Annotated in this window: 16 protein-coding genes; 9 read left to right on the top strand and 7 right to left on the bottom strand. The window is 70.8% G+C overall.

Annotation, left to right across the window (positions count from 1 at the left end):
- From ACWCRB_RS06660 to ACWCRB_RS06650, 3 genes are all read right to left on the bottom strand, one after another.
- Positions 1-2,244, bottom strand: a complete 2,244-nt coding sequence (locus ACWCRB_RS06660; RefSeq protein ID WP_450994982.1) for a protein kinase domain-containing protein — start codon at positions 2,242-2,244, stop codon at positions 1-3.
- 98 nt (positions 2,245-2,342) lie between these two features.
- Positions 2,343-4,529, bottom strand: coding sequence for a protein kinase domain-containing protein (locus ACWCRB_RS06655; RefSeq protein WP_450994981.1), 2,187 nt, complete (start codon positions 4,527-4,529; stop codon positions 2,343-2,345).
- A 293-nt stretch (positions 4,530-4,822) separates the two neighbouring features.
- Positions 4,823-5,245, bottom strand: a complete 423-nt coding sequence (locus ACWCRB_RS06650) for a pyrophosphohydrolase domain-containing protein (protein ID WP_450994980.1) — start codon at positions 5,243-5,245, stop codon at positions 4,823-4,825.
- A gap of 130 nt (positions 5,246-5,375) precedes the next feature.
- Here ACWCRB_RS06650 and ACWCRB_RS06645 point away from each other — a divergent pair, with 130 nt between their 5' ends.
- Complete coding sequence (locus ACWCRB_RS06645; protein WP_450994979.1) at positions 5,376-6,374, top strand: TAXI family TRAP transporter solute-binding subunit; 999 nt, start codon at positions 5,376-5,378, stop codon at positions 6,372-6,374.
- Positions 6,375-6,414: 40 nt separating this feature from the next.
- On the opposite strand, the gene ACWCRB_RS06640 is transcribed toward ACWCRB_RS06645, so the two are convergent.
- Both ACWCRB_RS06640 and ACWCRB_RS06635 read right to left on the bottom strand, forming a co-directional pair.
- Positions 6,415-7,827 (bottom strand): ATP-binding protein, encoded by a 1,413-nt coding sequence (locus tag ACWCRB_RS06640; protein WP_450994978.1) that lies wholly within the window; start codon positions 7,825-7,827, stop codon positions 6,415-6,417.
- A gap of 9 nt (positions 7,828-7,836) precedes the next feature.
- Positions 7,837-8,523, bottom strand: coding sequence for a response regulator transcription factor (locus tag ACWCRB_RS06635; RefSeq protein ID WP_235474433.1), 687 nt, complete (start codon positions 8,521-8,523; stop codon positions 7,837-7,839).
- A 292-nt stretch (positions 8,524-8,815) separates the two neighbouring features.
- On the opposite strand from ACWCRB_RS06635, the gene ACWCRB_RS06630 reads away from it, so the two are divergent.
- The 8 genes from ACWCRB_RS06630 to ACWCRB_RS06595 all read left to right on the top strand — a co-directional run bounded on the left by ACWCRB_RS06630 (position 8,816) and on the right by ACWCRB_RS06595 (position 15,357).
- Positions 8,816-9,577 carry an amino acid ABC transporter ATP-binding protein gene (locus ACWCRB_RS06630; protein WP_450995027.1) on the top strand — a complete coding sequence of 254 codons (762 nt, stop codon included), beginning with the start codon at positions 8,816-8,818 and terminating at the stop codon, positions 9,575-9,577.
- A gap of 105 nt (positions 9,578-9,682) precedes the next feature.
- Positions 9,683-10,525 carry a glutamate ABC transporter substrate-binding protein gene (locus ACWCRB_RS06625; RefSeq protein ID WP_450994977.1) on the top strand — a complete coding sequence of 281 codons (843 nt, stop codon included), beginning with the start codon at positions 9,683-9,685 and terminating at the stop codon, positions 10,523-10,525.
- Between the two features lie 96 nt (positions 10,526-10,621).
- On the top strand, positions 10,622-11,296 hold the full coding sequence (locus ACWCRB_RS06620) for an amino acid ABC transporter permease (protein ID WP_450995026.1): 675 nt from the start codon (positions 10,622-10,624) through the stop codon (positions 11,294-11,296).
- Positions 11,293-12,180, top strand: a complete 888-nt coding sequence (locus tag ACWCRB_RS06615) for an amino acid ABC transporter permease (protein ID WP_450994976.1) — start codon at positions 11,293-11,295, stop codon at positions 12,178-12,180. The genes ACWCRB_RS06620 and ACWCRB_RS06615 overlap by 4 nt, the downstream gene beginning before the upstream one ends.
- Positions 12,181-12,378: 198 nt before the next feature.
- Positions 12,379-14,115: an FAD-dependent monooxygenase gene (locus ACWCRB_RS06610; RefSeq protein ID WP_450994975.1), complete on the top strand. Its 1,737-nt coding sequence runs from the start codon at positions 12,379-12,381 to the stop codon at positions 14,113-14,115.
- Positions 14,116-14,250: 135 nt separating this feature from the next.
- The gene (locus tag ACWCRB_RS06605; protein WP_348640150.1) at positions 14,251-14,343 is read left to right on the top strand and encodes a putative leader peptide; all 93 of its coding nucleotides are present in this window, start codon (positions 14,251-14,253) and stop codon (positions 14,341-14,343) included.
- 79 nt (positions 14,344-14,422) lie between these two features.
- Positions 14,423-14,968: a cupin domain-containing protein gene (locus tag ACWCRB_RS06600; RefSeq protein WP_369029295.1), complete on the top strand. Its 546-nt coding sequence runs from the start codon at positions 14,423-14,425 to the stop codon at positions 14,966-14,968.
- Positions 14,959-15,357 (top strand): rhodanese-like domain-containing protein, encoded by a 399-nt coding sequence (locus ACWCRB_RS06595; protein ID WP_450995025.1) that lies wholly within the window; start codon positions 14,959-14,961, stop codon positions 15,355-15,357. The genes ACWCRB_RS06600 and ACWCRB_RS06595 overlap by 10 nt, the downstream gene beginning before the upstream one ends.
- A 152-nt stretch (positions 15,358-15,509) precedes the next feature.
- Here the strand turns inward: ACWCRB_RS06595 and recX are convergent, their stop codons facing one another.
- The gene (gene recX / locus ACWCRB_RS06590) at positions 15,510-16,466 is read right to left on the bottom strand and encodes a recombination regulator RecX (protein WP_450994974.1); all 957 of its coding nucleotides are present in this window, start codon (positions 16,464-16,466) and stop codon (positions 15,510-15,512) included.
- Positions 16,467-16,469: 3 nt separating this feature from the next.
- Complete coding sequence (gene recA, locus ACWCRB_RS06585; protein ID WP_369029293.1) at positions 16,470-17,615, bottom strand: recombinase RecA; 1,146 nt, start codon at positions 17,613-17,615, stop codon at positions 16,470-16,472.
- Positions 17,616-17,902: the final 287 nt, after the last annotated feature.

The following is a 17,902-nucleotide window of genomic DNA, read 5'->3' as shown; positions in this document are numbered from 1 at the left end:
TCATCGGTTGACCGCCATCACGGTCTTGCGGCCCGCGCAGGCGTACCAGCCGTGGGCATCGGCCGTGAGGGCGGTGACGGGGGCGGGAGCTGTGCGGGTGTGTGTCTCGGTGAGGCCCTTCGCGGTCGTCCGCAGTGCCGCGCAGGCGCGGCCCGCCGCCGCGTACACCGTGGTGCCGTCCGGTGCGACGGCGGGTGGGCACTGGGCGGGGCCGGTGCCCTCGAACTGTCTCGCCCGGCCGCGGGACCGGCCCGTGCGTGGATCGAGAGCGGTGAGGGTATGGCCGTCCTTCCAGTTCAGCAGCAGCCCGCCGGCGACGACGGGGACGTGGACGCCACCGGGGCGCCGGGTCCAGCAGGCGTCGAGGCCGAGCGCGGGCGTGCTCCAGATCGGGCGGGCGTCGTCGAGGCCGAAGCCGTGCAGGGTGGAGCCGGTCAGGAGGAGGCCGACGGTGCCGGTGCGGGCGAGAGCCGTGGCACCGCGCGCGATGTCGGTCTTCAGCGCGCGGGCGACCGTACGGTCTCCGCTGCGGGCGTCGACGACATGCAGCACGCCCTTCTCGGTGAGCAGGGCGAACCGGTCCGGCGGCAGGGCGCCCACGGCCGTCACCGTGTCGCCCTTGCCCAGCTCCCGGTAGGTCCACAGCTCTTCGCCGTTCCTCGCGTCCACGCAGGTCGGACGGGCCAACTCGTCGGTGAGCAGAACTGCGTCGCCGACGACGGCGGGACGGCGCCACTCCGTGTCGGTGGGCTCTTTGCGGCGCCAGAGTTCGGTGCCCGAGGTGAGCGAGACGGCTCGCAGCACGAACATGTCACTGAGGACCATGGCGGTGCCGGCGACCGCGTACCACCGCTGGGTGGCGTCCGGCACGGACGCCTGGGCGAGGGACTTGCCGGTGCTGATGACGGTGGGGGTGAGGCGGATGCCGCCCGCGAGGAGCACCCCGTCGTCGGTGACACCCCAGTCGTCCGGTACGTCACCGTGGGTCTCGGCCGCCCAGCGGAGGCCGCCCGTCGAGGCGGTACGCAGCTGGACCGCCCCGGCACTGGTGCCCGGTCCCTCGATCCCGTGCAGGACGAGCCCGGCCGGGGTGGCGAGCAGGGCGTCCACGCGGCCGTCGCCGGGGCTCAACCGCCAGCGGACCACGCCGGAGCCGGCCGTTCCTCCGGTCACCTGCCAGGCGTCCGGATCGTCCTCCTGGTCACCGGCACCACCGCCCCGCACCACCGAGTAACCGAACAGACCGACGAAGGCGGCGCCGCCCGCCGCGAGGGCGGCTCGGCGGGACATCTCGCGCCACCGCCGGGAGGGGGTCGCCGGGCCCGGCAGCCGGACGGTAGGAGCCGGTATCGGTTCCGGGCCGGGCCGCGGAGTCGCCTCGGCGTCGGCCACCAGGGACCGCAGCGGTTCCTCACGCCACCAGGCCGACAGAGCGGGGGTGACGACGCGGTGGAGTATCGCGGCGGCGTCGGGGCGGTTGCCGGGGGGCTTGTCGAGGCAGGCGTCGATCAGGTCCTTCAGGCCCAGTTCCACGGGTACGCCGTCGAGTTCGGGCTCTTCGTGGACGATCCGGTAGAGCAGTGCGGGCACGGAGGCCGCGCCGAACGCGTTCCGGCCCGTCGCCGCGAACGCGAGCACCGCGCCCAGCGCGAAGATGTCCGTCGCCGCGGTGACCGCCGGGCCGTCGAGAATCTGCTCCGGGGACATGTACCCGGGGGTGCCGATCATCCCGCCGGTCTCCGTCAGGGCCCGGTCGTCCTGGGCGCGGGCGATGCCGAAGTCGATCACACGGGGGCCGTCCCGGGTGACCAGGATGTTCGACGGCTTCAGATCACGGTGGACGAGGCCGGCCGCGTGGATGTCGCGCAACGCCTCGGCGAGGGCGGCGGCGAGGGCGCACACGGCCGATGCGGGCAGGGGGCCGGTCTTGGCGACGGCACTGCTCAGCGTCACTCCGGGCAGGAAGGCGGTGGCCAGCCAGGGAAGCCGGGCGTCGGGGTCGGCGTCCAGGACGGGGGCCGTGTAGGCGCCGGTGACCCGGCGGGCGGCGGTCGCCTCGCGCCGGAACCGTTCCCTGTAGTGCGGGTCCGTGGCCAGGTGCTCGTGGATGGTCTTGACGGCGGTGAGACGGCCGCCCGGCGAGCGGGCGAGGTAGACCTGGCCCATGCCGCCGGCGCCGAGCCGGGCGATCAGGTGGTGCCGGCCCAGCTGTCTGGGGTCCTCGGGGTGAAGGGCGGTGGTCATGCGCGGGGCCTCCTGTGAGCCTTTCCTTCGTCGTCGGGGGTGATGGTCGGTGTGCGGGTGCTCCTCCCGTCGTGCCCGCTCGCGCGGACCGGCCCGGCTCACGGGCCCCGGAACGTCTGCAGCGTCGTACTGGTGCACACATGGATCAGACCGTCGCCCGCCGCCCCGTACGACAACCTGGTCAGACCGTCCACCGGGACCGCCCAGAGCAGCCTGCCCGTGTCGGCCGCGAGGACGTGGATGCCCCACACGGACGTGCCCTCGGACACGGGGGAGTCGCCGGGGCGGGGGCCCGTCGCGTAGACCGCCGTGGCGTCCGCCAGGGGGCGGCCGTCGGTCGTGGTGAGCGTGCGGACGTCGTCACGCCACCAGCGCCGGTCGCCGCCGGCCGCGTCCAGGGCGCCCAGGCCGTCGGCCGTGGCGGCCACGACGAGTTCGCCGCCGGCCAGTGGTGCCACCCGCGCGTACTCCAGGGGCCGGGTCCAGCTCGCCTTCCCGGTGGCCAGGTTCACCCGGCGCACGGACGTCCGCGTCGCGTAGTAGTGGGTTCCCCGCGCCCCCGGATGCACCTCGGGTGTGGCGGAGCCGTCGGAGATGCTGGACTCCTCCTCGCCCGAGCGCTCGTGGAGCACGTACAGGGGACCGTATGTCTCGGTCGCCGAGGCCAGGGCGAACCGGCCGCCCGCCGCGTTCAGCGCCGTCACCTGTGCCGCCGTACCCCACCTGAACCACAGCGGGGCACCCGTCGGCAGGTCGAAGCCGTACGCCCGCCAGCTCTTCCCCTGGTTCGTGCGCCGTGCCCACGACGTGTCGTACTCGGCGAACGTGACCAGGCATGCCGTGCGCCGCGTGACGGCGAGCAGCGTCGAGTCGCCGTCGGGCGAGTAGACACCGTAGGGCCGGTACGGGTTCGACTCCAGGGCGCCCGTACGCCACCGCTGCGTGCCTTTCGCCGCGTCGAGCGCCACGACCTCGGGGGAGGATCCGCCCGGTCCGCGGCGGGTGACGTACGCCGTCTCGCCGGAAGGCAGGACGTCGGACGCGTCCTCCAGCTCCCAGGCCACCGCACCGGTGTTCGGATCGAGTCGGCGGGCCGTGCCGTCGATGACCACGTAGAGGGCGTCGGCCGTACGGGTCAGCGCGCCGCCGTATTCGAGGTCACCCACCTCGCGGGTCCACAGCGGGGTGCCGGTGCGCCAGGACACGGTGACCGACTGCCGCCGTGTGCCCTCGGGCTCGTCGTCGCCCAGGAGGGCGATCGCCGTCGGCACCGCCGCCGCAGCCGTGGCGGCGACGCCCGCCCACGCGAACAGGCGCCTGCGCGACGGACCCGCGGGGGCCGGTGGCGGGCCGACACGGGTGGCGCCATCCCCGTCGGCGTCGGCCGCCACGGCGATCCGGCGCGCGACCGCCTTCTCGTGGCCCTCGATCAGGGCGGTCACCTCCGGCCGCTCCCACCACGGCCGTTCGCCCGCGCGGGCGGCACACCAGTCCAGGGCCTCCGCCACCGTGGGGCGCTCGTCCGGCCGCTTCGACAGACAGCGGGTCAGGAAGGCGGCCCAGTCCCCGTCCGGCACGCCGGCGAGGTCCGGCTCCTCGTGCAGCGTCCGGTACACGATCTGCGGGGCCGAACCCCCGCCGTGCGGTCTGCGGCCCGTCGCCGCCAGCGCGAGCAGCGCCCCGAGTGCGAACACGTCGCAGGAGGCCGCGGGTTCGGTGGCGTACGTGATCTGCTCGGGTGCCATGAAGCCGGTGGAGCCGAGCATCTCGCCGCTCTCCGTCAGGGCCTCGTCCGACGGTCCCGAGGCGGGTCCGGCACCGAGAACCTTCGCGATACCGAAGTCGATGACGCGCGGGCCCTCCCCGGTGACCAGGACGTTCGCCGGTTTCAGGTCGCGGTGCGCCAGGCCCGCCGCGTGGATCGCGGTGAGCGCCTCGGCGAGGGCGGCGCCGAGCGAGGCGAGGTCACCGGCCGCCAGTGGTCCGCACCCGGCCACGGCCTCCGACAGGGTGGGGCCCGCGCAGTACTCGACGGCCAGCCACGGCAACGGGTCCTGCGTCCCCGCGTCGAGCACGGCCGCGGTGAACGGGCCAGTCACGGCACGCGCCGCCAGCACCTCACGCCGCAGCCGCTCCCGGTACATCGGCTCGGCGGCGAGGTGCGCGTGCATCACCTTGACCACGACGAGCCGTCCCGAGGCCGAACGGGCCAGATACGCCCGGCCCATCCCACCCGCCCCGAGCAGCGCGAGCGTCCGGTACTCCCCGAACTCGAACCGCCCCATCGGATCCCCCTGTACGCCTTCGCGCGCCGATGGTCCATGCGACGCCTGTACGAGCACCAGAGGTTCCCGGGAAACTCGAACCGCTCGACGGACGGATCCGGCGGCGGTGCGCCGTGTACACGTCTCCGGCCCGGCCCTGCCGCAGGCCCTCACTGCCGGGGCGAGACCCTGACCGGCCGCTTCCGCGACCACGACGCGTTCCTGGCCCACCCGCGTCCGGTGCTCGACCCGCTCGGCGTCGCCCCGGGCCGGCACACCTAGGGCAGGCGGTACGTGGAGCAGAGCCGTACGGGTTACCGCTCGTCCGCGTTCCAGCCCTGGCGGCGCAGCACGGCCCCCACGTCGGGGGCCCGGTAGTGGTCGCCCTTGAGCACCTTGCCGTCGGCCCTGCGGGCGACCAGGCCGTCCGGGCCCAGCTTCGTCATGTTGGCGCGGTGGATCTCCGCGATCACCGCGTCGAGGTCGATCCCGTGGACCAGGGCGGTGCCGTACGCGACGTACACGACGTCGGCCAGCTCGTGCGCCAGCCGGTCCAGAGGGCCCGCGACCGCGACCTCGGCGACCTCCGCGGCCTCCTCCGCGAGCAGCTCGCCCCGGTGCGCCGCGAGTTCCGGGGAGACCTCGGTGGGCGTACTGCGGGCGGCGAGTCCGAAGGCGAGGTGGAACTCCCGGACGAGGTCGGCGGGCGACGAGGCGGGGGCGTCAGTGGGGCGCATGCGGTGACTCTAGCGATCTCGCGGCGGCCCTCCAGGGGCCGGTCCGATCGTCGTACGGCCGACAACCCCGCCCCGTGCCAGCTCCCGCTCCCCTGGCCAGTACCGGTGCCGTACTGGCAGGATCGCGCGCATGTTCAAGGTGCTCCCCCGGATCCGCAGGCGTCAGGCCCTGATGGGCTCGGCCGCCGGTTTCGTGGTCTTCGGGCTGCTGCTGTGGTGGCTGCTGCCGCTGGACGAGGAGCCTCCGGACGGGACGATCACGTTCAGCACCGGGACCCAGGCCGGCGTCTACCAGCAGTACGGCTCGCGGCTCAGCAAGGCCTTCGCCAAGGACATGCCCAAGCTCGAGGTACGGCTGCTGACCAGCCAGGGATCGCAGGAGAACGTCGAGCGGGTGGCCACGGGCAACGCCGACTTCACCATCGCGGCGGCCGACGCGGTGGAGACGTACAAGCTGACGAATCGACCGGGGGCGAGTTCGCTGCGCGGGGTCGCGCGTCTCTACGACGACTACCTTCAGCTCGTCGTACCCCGCGACTCCAAGATCTCGACCGTGCGGGACCTGAAGGGCAAGCGGGTGTCCATAGGGCCGGAGAACTCCGGCGTACGGCTGATCGCGAACCGGGTGCTGACCGCCGCGGGGCTCGACCCGGCCAAGGACATCAAGCCCTTCGCCGACGGCATCGACACCGGTCCCGGGCGGCTCCGGCAGGACCAGATCGACGCCTTCTTCTGGTCGGGCGGGCTCCCGACGAACGGTCTGGTGAAGCTGGCGAAGGACTTCTCCTTCCGCTTCGTGCCGATCGACGCGGACCTGGTCGCCAAGCTGCACGAGACGGGCGCCGCCTCCCGCTACTACCGGGCCGCCGACATGCCCGAGTCGGCCTACCCGACCGTCCAGAACGGCGAGACCGTGGCGACGCTCGCGGTGTCCAACCTGCTCATCACCCGCGAGGACGTGGACCCGAGGCTCACCGAGTGGCTGACCCGGTCGGTGATCAACAGCCGGGACGGCATCGGCGCCCATGTGCACTCGGCGCAGCTCGTGGATCTGCGGACCGCCATCTACACCGACCCGCTGACCCTGCACGAGGGCGCCCGGCGCTACTACCGCTCGGTCAAGCCGTAGGGTCCTTCAGGACATAAGCCCCTTCAGGACATAAGCCCCTTCAGGACGCCGGACCCGACCTGGGCACCCGGACGGTCACCTTCAGGCCGTGCGGTTCGTGATGGTCGTACGAGATGGTGCCGCCGCCCGCCGCCAGCAGGACCCGGGAGATGGACAGGCCCAGACCCGACCCCTTGACGTTCTGATGCCGGCCGCTGCGCCAGAAGCGGTCGCCGATCCGGACGAGTTCCTCGTCGGTGAGGCCCGGGCCGCCGTCGGTGACCACGACCGTCGAGGTCTCGCCGTTCGACGCGACCGACACCTGCACGCGTTCGTCCTCGGGGGTGAACTTCACCGCGTTGTCGATCACCGCGTCCAGGGCGCTGGACAGCGTGACCGGGTCGGCCCACGCGGTGGTGGCCGGGCAGTCACCGACCAGGCGCACACCCTTGGCCTCGGCGAGCGGGGTCCAGGCCGCGACACGCTCGGCCGTCAGCGCGCCGATGTCGGTGAGGGCGAGGTCCGCCTCGGCGTGCTCGGCCAGCGCCAGGTCGAGGAGGTCGTCCAGGACCTCGGCCAGGCGCTTGCCCTCGGTACGGACCGAGGCGATCTCCTCGTTGTCCTCCGGCAGTTCGAGTGCGAGCAGTTCGATCCGCAGCAGCAGCGCCGAGAGCGGGTTGCGCAGCTGGTGCGAGGCGTCGGCGACGAAGGCACGCTGCTGCTCCAGCACGTCCTCGACGTTGTCCGCCATCTCGTTGAACGACCGGGCCAGCCGTCTGAGTTCCGGCGGCCCGCCGGCCACCGCGACCCGGGACTTCAGGCTCCCGGTCGCGATGCGGTGCGTCACGGCGTCGAGTACGCGTACGGGCCTGAGCACCCAGCCGGTGAGGCGCAGCGCGGCGCCCACGGCGAGCAGCATCGCCGCGATCTCACCGGCGCCGATGACGATCCAGCCGTGCAGTGTCTCCGAACGCATGTGCCCGGTGGGCGAGTCGGTGACCACGACGGCCACGACGTCGCCGTCCCGGATGACCGGCGACGCGACGACGAGCCGGTTCCGCTGCCAGGGCCAGACCTGTTGCGGATCGTGGCTGCGGCGCGAGAGGAGCGCTTCGGCGAACGCGTCGCGCACCTCGCCCGTTTCCGGCAGGTACCAGTCGGCCGGCGCGTTCGCCATGGGGACGTCGTTGCGGTAGAAGACGCCGGCACGGATGCCGTAGACGTCGTAGTAGCTCTCGAGTTCCCGCTGGAGGGTCTCGCCGCGCTCGTCGGTGGCCGTGTCCTTGACGCGGGACCCGGTGGGCCGGTCGGTGACGAACTGGGCGAGCGCCGCGAAGCGCGCGGTGTCGTCGATCCGGTCGATGACGACGGTCTGCTGCTGGGCTGCGGCAACGCTGACGGCGAGCGGGATGCCGAGCGCGAGCAGCACGGCCGCCATCAGGACGATGAGCAGCGGGAGAAGACGTGTGCGCACCCGTCCCCGCTACGGCGTCGGGGCGACGAGCCGGTAGCCCACGCCGCGGACGGTCTCGATCAGCGCCGGCATGCGCAACTTGGCGCGCAGGGACGCGACATGCACCTCCAGGGTACGGCCGGTCCCCTCCCAGCTGGTGCGCCAGACCTCGCTGATGATCTGTTCGCGGCGGAACACCACCCCGGGACGCTGTGCGAGGAGGGCGAGCAGATCGAACTCCTTGCGGGTCAGCTGGACGACCGAGCCGTCCACGAGTACCTGCCGGGTGGACAGTTCGATCCGCAGGGACCCCAGAAGCAGCGCGTTGTCACCGGCGTCGCCGGCGTCCTCGTGGAGGGTGCGGCGGCTGACGGCGTGGATCCGGGCGAGCAGTTCCCCGGTGTCGTAGGGCTTCACCACGTAGTCGTCGGCGCCGAGGTTGAGGCCGTGGATGCGGGAGCGGACGTCGGAGCGCGCGGTGACCATGATCACGGGGGTACTGGTGCGCTTGCGGATCTTGCCGCACACCTCGTAGCCGTCCTGGTCGGGCAGGCCCAGGTCGAGCAGCACCACACCGAAGCCGTTGCCCTCCGGGACGAGCGCCTGGAGGGCCTCCTCGCCGCTGCGGGCGTGCGTGACATCGAATCCGTGCCGCGCCAGGACCGCGGAGAGCGCGGCGGCGACATGGTTGTCGTCCTCGACCAGGAGCAGTCGCATCGCGGCCCCCTTCGGTTCATCGGCCGTACCGCTTCGACTTGTACACCACGGGCGGTGCACGAGCGGAGTACACCATGTGGACACACGCACGCGCGTGCCTGGTTCCGGCTCCGGACCGCTTCCGTTATCCAGCCGGTACACCTCTTTCGAGGGGCGCTACAAAGCGTGTTGACCTGACATCGGATCGTTATCCTCAATTCTCGCTCAGATGTAATGACGTTGGTCTCACAGGGTCACTACTGTCCTCCGAAACCGAGCAGGACGGAGCCAGTCAACGATGACCGAAGTATCGATGACCAAGGACGACGTGGCCGCGACCGGCGATCTGGTCGTCCTGAAGAGCGTCAACAAGCACTTCGGCGCGTTGCATGTTCTCCAGGACATCGACCTGACCATCGCCCGCGGCGAGGTGGTCGTGGTCATCGGACCCTCCGGGTCCGGTAAGTCCACCCTGTGCCGCGCCATCAACCGGCTGGAGACGATCGACTCCGGCGACATCGCCATCGACGGCAAGCCGCTGGCCCAGGAGGGCAAGGAGCTGGCTCGGCTGCGCGCCGACGTCGGCATGGTGTTCCAGTCCTTCAACCTGTTCGCGCACAAGACCGTGCTCGAGAACGTGATGCTGGGCCAGATCAAGGTCCGCAAGGCCGACAAGAAGGTGGCCGAGGAGAAGGCCCGCGCCCTGCTCGACCGGGTGGGCGTGGCCACGCAGGCCGACAAGTACCCCGCACAGCTCTCCGGCGGCCAGCAGCAGCGTGTCGCCATCGCACGCGCCCTGGCCATGGACCCCAAGGTCATGCTCTTCGACGAGCCCACGTCGGCGCTCGACCCGGAGATGATCAACGAGGTCCTCGAGGTCATGCAGCAACTCGCCCGCGAGGGCATGACCATGATCGTCGTCACCCACGAAATGGGGTTCGCCCGTTCGGCTGCGAACCGAGTGGTGTTCATGGCCGACGGCCGCATCGTCGAAGAGGCTGTGCCGGACCAGTTCTTCAGCAACCCGCGCAGCGACCGCGCAAAGGACTTCCTGTCCAAGATCCTCCACCACTGACGATCTGCACCACTGACGATCTGCGCGTCTCCGACAAGCCTCGTCCGTCAGGCCCCGCACGGCACCGACGGCCCGCGTCTCTCCATCAGCCAAAGGATGTTCACCATGAAGCTCCGCAAGGTCACCGCGGCCTCGGCCGCCGCCCTCGTACTCGCGCTCACCGCCACCGCCTGCGGAGGCGACGACAGCGGCAGCAGCGACACCGGCTCGGGTTCCGGCGACAAGATCAAGGTCGGCATCAAGTACGACCAGCCCGGGCTCGGCCTGAAGGAGCCCGACGGGTCCTTCTCCGGCTTCGACGTGGACGTGGCCACCTACGTGGCCAAGGAACTCGGCTACGAGCCCGACCAGATCGAGTTCGTCGAGACCAAGAGCGCCGACCGTGAGAACGCGCTCGCCCGCGGCGATGTGAAGTTCATCGCGGCCACCTACTCGATCAACGACGAGCGCGCCAAGAAGGTCGACTTCGCCGGCCCGTACCTGCTGGCCCACCAGGACCTGCTGGTCAAGGCCGACTCGGACATCGCCGAGGGCACCGACCTCAACGGCAAGAACCTGTGCTCGGTGACCGGCTCCACCTCGGCGCAGAACGTCAAGGACGAGATCGCCCCGAAGGCCAACCTGAAGGAGCTCAGCGGCTACTCGGAGTGCGTCTCCGGCCTGCAGAGCGGCTCCGTGGACGCGCTGACCACGGACGACTCGATCCTCGCGGGCTTCGCCGCGCAGGAGCAGTACAAGGGCCAGTTCAAGCTCGCCGGCCTCAAGCTCAGCAACGAGAACTACGGCATCGGTGTGAAGAAGGGCGACACCGAGACGGTGAACAAGATCAACGACGCTCTCGAGAAGATGGTCAGCGACGGCTCGTGGGACACGGCGGTCAAGAACAACTTCGGTCCGGCCAACTACAAGAACGAGCCCGCGCCGAAGATCGGCAACATCGTCAAGTAGAGCGATGGTTCGCAGGCGTGCCGTCGCCGATTCCGACCAAGGCGGCGGCGCGCCGTGTTGTTCACGTACGCCACCCACCCGGAAGCGCGGGAGATCGTGTTCGACTTTCTTTCAGACTATGACGACCCGAGCATTTGGGGCGCCTTCTGGATGACGGTGAAGCTCACCGCCCTATCCGGTGTCGGCTCCCTGGTCTGGGGCACCCTGCTGGCCGCGATGCGGGTCAGCCCCGTCCCGCTCATGCGCGGGTTCGGCACCGCCTACGTCAACATCGTCCGGAACATCCCCCTGACGGTCATCATCCTCTTCGCCTCGCTCGGTCTCGCCGACATCTTCGGCGTGACAATGGGTTCCTCCGACTTCAAGGTCCAGGGCTTCCGGCTGGCGGTGCTCGGTCTCGTCGCCTACACCGCGGCGTTCGTCTGCGAGGCGATCCGCTCCGGCATCAACACCGTGCCGCTCGGCCAGGCCGAGGCGGCACGCGCCATCGGACTGAGCTTCAGCCAGACCCTGTCGCTGATCATCCTGCCGCAGGCCTTCCGCTCGGTCATCGGCCCACTGGCCAACGTACTGATCGCGTTGACCAAGAACACCACTGTGGCCGCCGCGATCGGCGTGGCCGAGGCTGCCTACCTGATGAAGGGAATGATCGAGAACGAGGCCCAGACGCTGCTCATCGGCGCCGTCTTCGCATTCGGGTTCGTGGTCCTGACTCTCCCGACCGGCCTCATCCTGGGCTGGCTGAGCAAGCGACTGGCGGTGAAGCGATGAGTTCCGTCCTCTATGACGCCCCAGGGCCCCGCGCCAAGCGGCGCAACGTCCTCCTCTCGGTGGTCTTCTTCATCCTGCTGGTCCTGGCCCTGTGGTGGATCTGGCAGACCATGGACGACAAGAACCAGCTGAACTGGGCCTTGTGGAAACCGTTCACCGAGTCGCAGGCCTGGACGACGTATCTGCTGCCGGGACTGGCCGACACGCTGAAAGCGGCCGCTCTCGCCATGGTGATCGCCCTTCCTCTGGGCGCGGTCTTCGGCATCGCCCGCCTCTCCGACCACCGTTGGGTGAGGGTTCCGGCCGGTGCGGTGGTCGAGTTCTTCCGGTCCATCCCTGTGCTGCTGCTGATGCTGTTCGCCAACGAGTTCTACGCCCGCTACACGGGGGTCGGCACTGAGCAACGGCCCCTGTACGCGGTGGTCACCGGCCTCGTGCTCTACAACGCGTCTGTCCTCGCCGAGATCGTCCGAGCCGGCATCCTGTCCCTGCCGAAGGGACAGTCGGAGGCGGCGATGGCGATCGGTCTGCGCAAGGGGCAGACGATGGCCAACGTCCTGCTGCCACAGGCCGTCACCGTGATGCTGCCGGCCATCGTCAGCCAGATGGTGGTCATCGTGAAGGACACCGCACTGGGCGGCGTGATGATCGGGTTCACCGAGTTGCTCAACACACGCAGCACACTCGCGGCCGTCTACGCCAACGTCATCCCCAGCTTCATCGTGGTGGCGGTCATCTACATCGTGCTCAACTTCATCCTCACCAGCTTCGCGAGCTGGCTGGAGAAGAGGCTGCGCCAAGGCAAGAAGTCGACCGGTGTGGTGCTCGGACCGGCGACAGTGGAGGGCACTGCGGCAACCGGCGCGGGTGGCGGCGGCATCTGACGGACGGTCAACTCGTATGACCTGCCCGGAGGCAGTGGCATGACCGACACGGAGGCAGTGGCGCGTTCGCCACTGCCTCCGTCACTTGACGCAAGCACTGGCAATCTGTTGCATACGTTCTGTGATCGTGCACCCTGCTCAAACTTCCTGTTCACTTACGTCAAAGAAGACGTCGCTCTGGGCAGGGGGCGCCGCGCCATGGACCCGGTGATCATCGTCGGAGCGGGGCCGGTCGGGCTCACGCTGGCGCTTGCGCTGGCGCGCCAGGAGGTCCCCTCGGTCGTCCTCGACGAGGGTCCGGGCAAGGACGACCAGCGCCCCGCGCGCACGGTCGTGCTGCGCGAGGACACCGCCGCGCTCCTGGAGCGGCTGACCGGTGCGCCGATCACGGAGGCCGGTCTCCACTGGGCCGGATGGCGGTCGATGCGGCGCAAGCAGGTGATGCGCCAGATCTCTTTCGGGGCCGAGGAACCCGAAGAGCCGACCGACGCGCTCCCCTCGGGTCCCGGACCGGAGCCCTTCACTGAGTCCGACATCCCCCTGCACGTCGCCCAGCACGTACTGACCGGCGCCCTGCGGACCGCCATCGCGCGCGAGCGGCTCGTCAAGGTCGCCGTCAACAGCCGCCTCGACTCGATCGAGCAGGAGCCCTCCGGCGTCACGGCACACACCCGCGGCCCGGGCGGCACCTGGTGGCGCGGCAGTTACCTGATCGGCTGCGACGGCCCGCGCTCCACCGTCCGCAAACTCCAGGACATCCGCTTCCCCGGACGTACGGCCGTGGAACGACACGCCGTTGCGGCGCTGCGTACGGAACTTCCGTGGCCCGGTGAGGCGTTGTTGCACCGGATGCCGCCGTGGCGGACATCGGGGCCGTCGGCCGGGGAGATCACCGCGCGCCCCCTCCCCGACGGCGTGTGGCGCCTGGACTGGCTGCTGCCGCCCGGCAAGGACCTGGTCACGCCCGAACTCCTGGTGACCCGCATCCGGGAGACCCTCGCGGGCTGGAGCGGCGGGACGACACCGCCGTACGACCTGCTCGACACGGGCGTCCACATCGTCCACCACCGGCTCGCCCGGCGCTGGCGGGCCGGCCGGGTCTTCCTCGCCGGGGACGCCGCGCATCTGCTCGGCGCGCTCGGCACACAGGGGCTGGACGAGGGGCTGCGGGACGCCGACAACCTCGCCTGGAAGCTGGCCCTGGCCTGGCACCACGGCCCGCACGAGGCACTGCTGGACAGCTATCAGACCGAGCGGCGCGCCGCCGTCTCCGCCCGGCTGCGCGCCGCCGACCAGACGCTGCCGCTGCTGCGCGGCGGCGGAGGGCTGCGGTCGTACGTCCCCGGGTCGGCCCGCGGACACGACGCGCTGCTCACAGACGGTCACTTGGGGCGCGGCATCCTGGGCGCGCCGGGGGCGTACGCCCAGTCGCCGCTCGCGCCTCAGCACATCGAGGCAGAGACCCCGGTGGAGACCCCGCCGGGCGCACAGGTGACGGACGTGCAGGTCACCGCGGAGGACGGTTCCTTCGTGGGGCTGCGCGAGCGGCTGGGCCGCGGCGCGCTCCTGGTGGTACTGATCGCGCCGGGTACGGGTGTGTGGGAGCGCAAGCACTGGGTGAGCGCCGGGCTCATGCCCCGGCTCGCGGCCGCGGTGGCCGCGCTGCCGCACCCCGCCGAACTGCTGGTCACCGAGAGCTACCCGGGCGCCGCCGCCCACACGGTGCTGCTGATCCGCCCGGACGGACACCTGGTCACGGCGCTGAGCGGGGTACGCCCGGCCGACCTGTACACGGCGGCCGAGGCGACGCTCGGCGGTCCCGCGCGGGACCGCACGGACGACACCACGGACAAGGCGGGCAGGGCGGGCGGGACCGGCAAGACAGGCGAGTCGAACACATCGGCGAACACCGAGGCCGCGGCGAGCACGCGCTGACGCCTCCCGGCAGCCCCGCCCGTCGGCCGCCTCCGCTTACCGTCAGCCCCGTGCTGTCCGCCGCCTCCCACCAGCATCCGTCCACATGGTGACAACGAGTTGACCACTCCGCACCGTCATGCTGTACTCCGGAACGTGACCGATGCCGACACCGATGTGCGCCTGTGGCGGAGGGTCCATATGGACCTCGTCCGCTACGCGGGCTGCGTGTGTCGTCCGTCCTGCTGAATTCGCATCCCCCTGATTCCCGCGCGCGCCGGTCTCCGGCGTTCCCGCGCTCCCGCGAACGTTCACCAGGACGGTATCCGTGTCCGTGTCACCCTCCGTTTCCGCCCCCGCTCAGGTCTCCGGGACCCCGAAGACCCCGACGCAGGCCGATCTCCTCGACTTCGTACGACGTACGGCCGCCGACGCCGAGCTGATCGCCTCCCTGCCGCTCGACCCCGAGGGCCGCACCTGGGTGCGCCTCGAGGGCCCCGGTGGCAGTGAGGCCTGGCTGATCGGCTGGCCGCCCGGCACCGGTACCGGCTGGCACGACCACGCCGAGTCGGTCGGTGCCTTCATCACGGCGACCGGCGAACTCAAGGAGCACTCGCTCGCCGCCCGGCTGCCCGCCGACGGCTGGAAGACCCTCGAACTCACCGAGGGCGTCGACCGCGAGCGGCGACTGCCGGCCGGCCAGGGCCGGGCCTTCGGCCGCCACCATGTGCACGAGGTGCTCAACGAGTCCCGCGACCAGCACGCGATCTCGGTCCACGCCTACTACCCGCCGCTGCCCCAGATCCGCCGCTACAGCCGCACGGGCCAGGTGCTGCGCCTGGAGCACGTCGAGCGCCCGCAGGACTGGCAGTGAGTGAACAGCCCGTCGGTATCGACGAGTTGCTGGACCGCGTACGCGACACCTACGCACGTGTGGAGACACACGAGGCATACGAGGCCGCACAGGTCGGCGAGGCGCTGCTGGTCGACATCCGGTACGCGGCCCTGCGGGAGCAGGACGGTCTGATCCCCGGCGCGCTCGTGGTCGAGCGCAACGAGCTGGAGTGGCGCCTGGATCCCCGGGGCAGCCATCGCGCGTCTCAGGCGACCGGCCACGACCTGCGGATCGTGGTGATCTGCAACGAGGGGTACGCGTCGAGCCTCGCGGTCGCGTCCCTGCACCAGTTGGGGCTGCACCGGGCGACCGACCTGGTCGGCGGGTTCCAGGCCTGGCGAGCGGCGGGGCTTCCGGTCACACCGTAGGCCCGCTGCCTGTACGAAGCAGTCGTACCGTCCGCCCGGCCCTGAACGCGATCGGCGCCCCCGCGCGTCCATCGTGTCCAGGGCCGTGGACGTAGACCTCCCGAGCGGTCAACTGCCTCTCGGGACGGCCGGATCTCGGCTCGACGGCGGGCTCAGTACCCGTCGTCCGCGAGGAACTCGGTGTCCTCGCCCTCTTCCTCCAGTGCCTGCCGGACCACCCTCAGGGCCATGCCCTGGGAGTAGCCCTTGCGGGCGAGCATGCCCGCGAGCCGCCGAATCCGCTTGTCGCGGTCGAGGCCGCGGGTCGCCCGCAGCTTGCGTGCGACGAGTTCACGCGCGGTCGTCTCCTCCTGCTCGGAGTCGAGCTGCCCGACGGCCTCGTCGATGAGCGTCGCGTCCACACCCTTGGTGCGCAGTTCCTGGACGAGCGCCCGCCGGGCCAGTCCCCGGCCGTGGTGCCGGGACTCGACCCAGGCGTCCGCGAACGCGCTGTCGTTGATCAGTCCGACTTCCTCGAACCGCGACAGCACCTCCTCGGCGACCTCGTCCGGGATCTCGCGCTTGTGCAGGGCGTCCGCGAGCTGCTTCCTCGTGCGCGGGGTCCCGGTGAGCAGGCGCAGGCAGATACCCCGCGCCCGCTCAGCCGGGTCCCCTGGGGGCTCCGCCGTCTCGGCCCTCGACGAGGAGACGGAACCTCCGTCTTGTGGGTCGCCGCCCTGCTCGCCGAAGCCGCGCTGCCGACGACGACCACGTCCACCACGCGGGCCCTCACCACGTGAGCCGCCCGCTCCGTACGAGCTGCCTTCGCCGTACGAACTGCTTTCGCCGTTCAGGCCACCACCGCCACGGCGCCGTCTGCCCCCCGGAGAACCGTCGCCCCGACGCGAACCGTCCCCCGACGGCCCCTCACCGCGACGCGGTCCGGCACCGGGGCCTCCGTCGCCCTCGTACCACCCGTCACCCTCGTGGGTCCCGTGGCCACCCCCGTATGGCCCGGCGTCCCCATCGGCACTGTCACCACGCCCGACGGAGCCCTCGCGGCCCCCGTCGCCGCGGTCCTCCGAGGCAGCGGGGTATGCGTACTCGGCCCAGTCGGTTCGTCGTGTCATCGGTCAGCTCTTGGCCGCCGTGGCCTTGGCCTTGGTGGTCTTGGCCGCCGACGCGGGAGCCGGGACCGTCTTGCCGGCCTCGTCCGTGGTCGCGCCCGGGGCCGTCGAGACCGCCGCGTCCGCACCCGGCTCGGCGGTCGGCTTCTCGGGCCGTACGCCGACGCCCAGCTTCTCCAGGATCTTCTTCTCGATCTCGTTGGCGAGGTCGGGGTTGTCCTTCAGGAAGTTACGGGCGTTCTCCTTGCCCTGGCCGAGCTGGTCGCCCTCGTACGTGTACCAGGCGCCGGCCTTGCGGACGAAGCCGTTCTCCACGCCCATGTCGATCAGGCCGCCCTCGCGACTGATGCCCTGCCCATAGAGGATGTCGAACTCGGCCTGCTTGAAGGGCGGGGCGACCTTGTTCTTGACGACCTTGACGCGGGTGCGGTTGCCGACCGCGTCGGTGCCGTCCTTCAGCGTCTCGATGCGGCGGATGTCGAGTCGCACCGAGGCGTAGAACTTCAGCGCCCGGCCACCGGTCGTGGTCTCCGGGGAGCCGAACATGACACCGATCTTCTCGCGGAGCTGGTTGATGAAGATCGCGGTGGTCTTGGACTGGTTGAGCGCGCTGGTGATCTTCCGCAGGGCCTGGCTCATCAGACGGGCCTGGAGACCGACGTGGCTGTCACCCATCTCGCCCTCGATCTCCGCGCGCGGGACGAGCGCCGCGACGGAGTCGATCACGATGAGGTCCAGGGCACCGGAGCGGACCAGCATGTCCACGATCTCCAGGGCCTGCTCGCCGTTGTCCGGCTGCGACAGGATCAGGTTGTCGATGTCGACGCCGAGCTTCTTCGCGTACTCGGGGTCGAGGGCGTGCTCCGCGTCGATGAAGGCCACCTGGCCGCCGGCCTTCTGCGCGTTCGCCACCGCGTGCAGGGTCAGGGTCGTCTTGCCGGAGGACTCCGGGCCGTACACCTCGACCACTCGGCCGCGCGGCAGACCGCCGACGCCGAGGGCGACATCGAGTGCGGTCGACCCGGTGTGGATGACCTCGATGGGCTCGTTCGGCCGCTCGCCGAGGCGCATCACCGCGCCCTTCCCGAACTGCCGTTCAATCTGTGCGAGAGCGGCGTCGAGCGCCTTCTCGCGGTCAGTACCTGCTGCCATGGGTTCCACCCGATTTGCTTGAGTCGATCGCTTCACGTCAAAGACGCTAACGCCTGCCACTGACAATGCGCCCCGACGCCCGTCCGGCCTGTGGATAACTCGGGCACATCTCCATGAAAACCCTGACGAAATCCCCGTCGAGAGCCTCGCCGGAATCTCCATCAGAATGGATGTTCGATTTTCGTGTCAAGCGTGACACCCGGCACCTCCGAGACTACGTTCGCGGTCCGGCAACGGGCCGGATGCCGGGTGCGACACCCCAGGAGTGCATGACGTGGGGTGACCCT

Source organism: Streptomyces sp. NPDC002156, from assembly GCF_053593675.1.
Note: the sequence above shows the minus strand (reverse complement) of the source record. Positions and strands in the feature narration are given on the sequence as shown.

Coding starts and splice junctions, on each gene's coding strand:
- ACWCRB_RS06660 (WP_450994982.1), bottom strand. CDS start 2,244: ATGACCACCGCCCTTCACCCCGAGGACCCCAGACAGCTGGGCCGGCAC.
- ACWCRB_RS06655 (WP_450994981.1), bottom strand. CDS start 4,529: ATGGGGCGGTTCGAGTTCGGGGAGTACCGGACGCTCGCGCTGCTCGGG.
- ACWCRB_RS06650 (WP_450994980.1), bottom strand. CDS start 5,245: ATGCGCCCCACTGACGCCCCCGCCTCGTCGCCCGCCGACCTCGTCCGG.
- ACWCRB_RS06645 (WP_450994979.1), top strand. CDS start 5,376: ATGTTCAAGGTGCTCCCCCGGATCCGCAGGCGTCAGGCCCTGATGGGC.
- ACWCRB_RS06635 (WP_235474433.1), bottom strand. CDS start 8,523: ATGCGACTGCTCCTGGTCGAGGACGACAACCATGTCGCCGCCGCGCTC.
- ACWCRB_RS06630 (WP_450995027.1), top strand. CDS start 8,816: ATGACCAAGGACGACGTGGCCGCGACCGGCGATCTGGTCGTCCTGAAG.
- ACWCRB_RS06625 (WP_450994977.1), top strand. CDS start 9,683: ATGAAGCTCCGCAAGGTCACCGCGGCCTCGGCCGCCGCCCTCGTACTC.
- ACWCRB_RS06615 (WP_450994976.1), top strand. CDS start 11,293: ATGAGTTCCGTCCTCTATGACGCCCCAGGGCCCCGCGCCAAGCGGCGC.
- ACWCRB_RS06610 (WP_450994975.1), top strand. CDS start 12,379: ATGGACCCGGTGATCATCGTCGGAGCGGGGCCGGTCGGGCTCACGCTG.
- recX (WP_450994974.1), bottom strand. CDS start 16,466: ATGACACGACGAACCGACTGGGCCGAGTACGCATACCCCGCTGCCTCG.
- recA (WP_369029293.1), bottom strand. CDS start 17,615: ATGGCAGCAGGTACTGACCGCGAGAAGGCGCTCGACGCCGCTCTCGCA.